Below are 5,056 nucleotides of genomic sequence, written 5' to 3'. Positions count from 1 at the left end.
AATGACAGATACCGCCTTAGTTGGCGGTATCTGTGTTGATATTAGAAAGTCAATGAGTCGGTTCGTAGACGCTTACAACTCGTCGACTACTTTTTATTGACTGCTTTTATAAAAACTTCTTGTGCGCCTTCAATACCAAGAGCTTTTGCCTCATCTAGTAGGCTCAGAGCTTTTGGAATATTGTCTGCGTCTACTGCTGCCTGAATGGCATTATGGTAGTAAGTTTGTGTTTCTGGTTGAATTGTCTCAACCTTAGCTGCTGCCGCTAGTTTAGCGTTAGATTCACTGTTTGATGAACCAATTGAGAAGAAGCTCGTTTTATCGATTGTAACTTCTATTTTACCAACGTTAGCATTTGGAATCGGGATATCTTTCACTTCAGGTAAATAATTACCACGACCTTCCGCGTCCAAACGAGCAGGGTGAATCACATCAGTAAAGCCACCAAGATCATTTTGATCTGTGTAGATAACTAAATAAATTGATTTTGCTGTTGTCGGTGGGTAAAAGTCGTTCTCAGTAACGAGGCGGTTTCCCAAGTGCAATCTTGGTTTCGCGTATTCGAAGCTCTCTTTACCATAACGCTCTAGCTCACGACCATTTTCGTCATAAATGACCGCATTTGGAACAAACGCTGTGTCGCCGATAATGCTCGTGATATTAATCGAATACTCACCGCGGTCTGCAGGCAATTCAATCGCTACTACAGGACTGTTTATTCCTTGATAGTTTAATACTTGGCTATTTGGTGTCACATCAAAAATTGCCGAGCTTGATAGCTTCATAGGAGCAAATTGAAGACCAGCAATCGAGTTAACTTGTTCAGCTTGTGCGACTTGCACTTGCTCTACTACTTGTGCAGATTGGCAACCGGCCAATGCAACGCAACCACTCAACATCAGAGCGCGAAAATACATAGTTCTTCCTTATTTTTATTTTTTTAAGAAATTTACTTAATTAATTACCATAACGAAAATAATTAGCCTAGGAAACCTTTTTACTAATCGTACATTCCTTAAAAAAATAGCCGACGCGAGTCGGCTATGAATTAAGACAATTTAGGGTTTGTTACGCTAAGTGTTTACCACCAAGCTTCAGCTTGGATACCGAACACATACTCTGTATCGTCGCCGTTAAATGCATCTTTGTTTTCAGTATCTAGAATGTAAGAACCGTAAACGCGGATTTCAGGACGAGCCCAGAAGCTGTCACCCATAGCCCAAGCTTGAGCTACTGTGAATTTAGCGTTACCGAAGTCTTCTGTAGCCATGCCATTACCAGCAACTCGCTCACCAGCGTTGTAACCACCTTCTAAGATAGTACGCATAGTGTTGTTCCATTGATACATTGGGCGAACTACTACAGAGTACTGGTCAATATCAAAGTTACTACCAGTGTAGCTACCTCCAGCTTGACCACCAATATCGCTACCCGCTAGATAAGCGGCTTGGTGACCAATTTCCCATGACTCACCTACGTTCATAACACCCCAGTTGATCACACGGAAACCAGACGATTCGTTAAATGCTTCTGTGCCACGTGCATAGTACGAACCTGAACCCCAGAAGTTCGCAGCTTGCACACCGTAGCCATTAGTACCGTACTGAAGTACTGTTTGGTTGAAACCGTTGCTTGTACCTTGGTGGAAGATTGCAGAAGCCAGTAAGCCATCATCAGCAGACTCACTTGCGTCATCTGAATCCGTTGCGAAGTTGTATGCTATTGCAAGCTCCAGAGAAGCATCTTTCGAAAGGCTAATGTTCGCTAGACGAGCATCAAAGATATAACCAGTAGAATCGTCAGTTGCACCATCTTGAATCAATGCAAGGGAAAGCTTTTGGTTACCAACTGATAGGTTTTCAATACCACCACCAGTACCTGATGTGTTTAGAAAGTAGAAGTCAGTGATATGGATGTCTTTACGTTGGTAGTATGTTTTACCAGCCCAAAGCGTTGCTTCTTTATCAGAAGCGATCACGCCTTTAGCTTTAACAGCAAACTGGGCAACGTTAAAGTCAGAATCTTCCCAACCATTTGCGCCTGGAGCACCTGAAGCAATCATCGACTCAACGCGCCAAGTTTGCTCACCAGCTTTCAGTTCTTCAGTTAAGCCAAACTCAGAATAGTTGTCGTTTTCATTACCTAGACGACCAATACCGTTTTTGTTAACTGATACATCACCATTACCATTGCCGCTGATACCAGTACCAGCACGCATGTAACCATTAAAATCTACAGCGAACGCAGAGCCAGCAGCTAATGTACTTGCCACTGCTGCAGCAATCAAACTTACTTTTTTCATTCTTAACTCCATTAAGGACGATTTATTTTAGGTTTTATATTTTTGCTCTCTTGCGGCAACCAAAGGCAGTAATGGTAGTCGTAAGATAGAGAGGTTTAGGGTTTCCCCTGATTCGTTTCAACGGGGTCAATATTAAGGGGGGATGATAAGTTTGGCGTCCTCCACCCTTAACTAAATTAAGGGGGACTAGAAGGGAGTAGAAAATAAACCGAACGGCGTTTTAAAGAGGTAGATCACTTAAGCTAGGAGGAGTAGACAGCACACAGATCTAATTATTCAACATAAGTGAGAGCTAGCTCAAATAATATATTTGAACTTCATCGATGAATTATTTTTACAGTTAATAATTCTTTGAAGTTACTTGACCTTACTGTGACAAAGCTTTTAACTTATGGTTCACTGATGTTGTTAAATGAACAAGAAATCAAGCATGATTAGAACGCTCGCTCGCCCTTACCCGTTAGGTGCAACGCTAGGTAACACTGGCTGCAACTTCGCTATTTATTCTCCTGACTGTCAATCCCTCTCGCTCGCGCTTTTCGACGAGAACGATGAATTTACTACGTATAAATTAGAAAATGAATACGCAGATATTAAATACGTATTTATTGACGGTATTCAGGCTGGGCAAAAATACGGGTTTATTGCTGAAACAGATGATGGTTCAATCCTACTTTCCGATCCGTATGCAAAAGCAATAAGCGAACCGCTTAACTACACAACGCCCTATACCCATGAAAAAAGCTTTTTGATGGCTAAGTGTGTTGTGGTTGATGACACCTTCGATTGGCAAGGCGTAGAAAAGCCACGCATTAGCCGCGAAGAAACCGTTCTCTTCGAAACGCATGTAAAAGGCTTATCTCAGCTTCATCCAGAAGTCGCGACCAATACAAAGGGTCGCTACTTAGGATTGGTGAGCCCTGAGATGCTGGCGTTCTACCAACAACAAAACATCAACTCTTTGCAACTGCTACCGATTGCAGCGTGTATGCATGAACCCCACCTACTGGACATGGGGAAAGTCAACTATTGGGGCTACAACCCTTATTTGTTTATGGTGCCAGACCCACGCTATGCAGAAAAGGATGCCGTCACCGAGTTCAAAACAGCGATTCGAGAACTGCACCGCAATAGCATTGAGGTGATCCTCGACGTGGTGTACAACCATACAGCGGAAGGCGGCGAAGGTGGCACAACCTTTAACCTAAAAGCGCTGGACAGCCACACCTACATTAAACATGGGTGCCATTATGCGAACTTCACTGGGTGCGGCAATACGGTCGACCTGACTCATCAGCCAGCATTAAACTTAGTGATGGATACCCTACGTTACTGGGTCAGTGAATTCCAAGTCGACGGTTTCCGTTTTGATTTGGCAGCGACACTTGGCCGTGAAGGCGACCATTACAATCCGGAGGCCGCTTTTTTCAAAGCCGTTGCCCAAGATCCCGTACTCAAAGAAACCAAGTTGATTGCTGAACCATGGGATATTGGTCCGAATGGCTACCAAGTGGGTAATTTCCCACTGGGTTGGAATGAGTGTAACGACAAACTCAGAGACATCACTCGCAGCTTCTGGCGCGGTGATCAAGGCTACCTGAAAGAATTTGCCACTCGCTTGATGGGGTCTCGCGATATCTACAGTGCGGCACATTGGCCGTACAAACTAACCGTCAATTATATTACCTATCACGATGGTTTCACCATGCAAGATCTGGTGTCATACAAGCACAAGCATAATGAAGAAAACGGGGAAAACAATCGTGATGGGCACGGTGACAACCGCTCCGAAAACTATGGCGTTGAAGGCGAAACCGAAAACCTGTTAGTTATATCGACACGTGAAAAGCAGAAACGTAACTTTATGGCGAGCCTGCTGTTTGCGTTTGGTATCCCCCATATTCTGACCGCCGATGTGCTATCCCACACTCAAAAGGGTAACAACAACGCCTACTGTCAAGATGGCATGATCAGCTGGCTCAACTGGGAAGACTCCGCGCGCAAAACATACTTCAAGACATGGCTGTCTGAAATGATCGCCGCACGCCAACAGTACATGGTGCCGTTTATTAAAGCGTTCAGTGGCGAGAATCGTAACTCTAACCGCATCTTTTGGAGCCGTGTGGACGGCACATTGATGGAACATGACGATTGGAACCGCTTAAGCTCAGTAGCACTGCATTTAGGCATTGGTAAAAATGGCGACGAGTTAATTTACTTGATAAACCAAACCAATGCACCCGCGCGTTTCACCTTGCCGAGCGATCGAGCGCAAAACTGGGTGACCATCTGTGATACCAATCTAAGAAGCGTAAAACCGGGTCATGCTGAAGGGGAAATGTTGCTTTCCCCGATTTCAATGGCCATTTTGCACTATTCGCCAAACAGAGCTAAGTCCCTTAATAAACTTGCTCAATAAGCTCACTCAAAAACAAAAAAGCCAGTGACTTTCTTTCTCGTAAAAAAGGAGTCACTGGCTTTTTTGTGAGTTGAACATCACATAACTCATCAATTTATATGTAATTATTTGCATTGATGTGTGACATAAAAATGCTTAGTATTGCCGTACTATTAAATGAATCTATAACGTCTTTGGATATCATGGCTTTACCTAAAACACTTATTCGGCTTTTCAAACCCTATATACTCGTTCAACTTGAAGATGCAGGCTTGAGAGCTTGAAAGTTATCATTAATTCGAGATGCCAAAGAGCCTGCGAGCTCTGGAAGAGTCACAGTAAAAAATTGCTCTATT

General features: G+C 43.6%; 3 protein-coding genes and 1 pseudogene. 1 reads left to right on the top strand and 3 read right to left on the bottom strand.

The window, feature by feature from the left end:
- Window positions 1-86: 86 nt before the first annotated feature.
- Together Q1A70_RS18870 and lamB are read right to left on the bottom strand one after the other, a co-directional pair.
- Complete coding sequence (locus Q1A70_RS18870) at window positions 87-917, bottom strand: MalM family protein (RefSeq protein ID WP_299695283.1); 831 nt, start codon at window positions 915-917, stop codon at window positions 87-89.
- Window positions 918-1,081: 164 nt separating this feature from the next.
- Complete coding sequence (gene lamB, locus Q1A70_RS18865) at window positions 1,082-2,302, bottom strand: maltoporin LamB (protein ID WP_299695280.1); 1,221 nt, start codon at window positions 2,300-2,302, stop codon at window positions 1,082-1,084.
- 430 nt (window positions 2,303-2,732) lie between these two features.
- Between lamB and glgX the strand changes: the two genes are divergently transcribed.
- Complete coding sequence (gene glgX / locus Q1A70_RS18860; RefSeq protein ID WP_299695277.1) at window positions 2,733-4,721, top strand: glycogen debranching protein GlgX; 1,989 nt, start codon at window positions 2,733-2,735, stop codon at window positions 4,719-4,721.
- Between the two features lie 232 nt (window positions 4,722-4,953).
- Here glgX and Q1A70_RS18855 read toward each other — a convergent pair.
- A pseudogene (locus Q1A70_RS18855) lies at window positions 4,954-5,056 on the bottom strand (IS630 family transposase); the annotation flags it as partial.

Source organism: uncultured Vibrio sp. (assembly GCF_947488985.1).
Lineage (GTDB): Bacteria > Pseudomonadota > Gammaproteobacteria > Enterobacterales > Vibrionaceae > Vibrio.
Note: the sequence above shows the minus strand (reverse complement) of the source record. Positions and strands in the feature narration are given on the sequence as shown.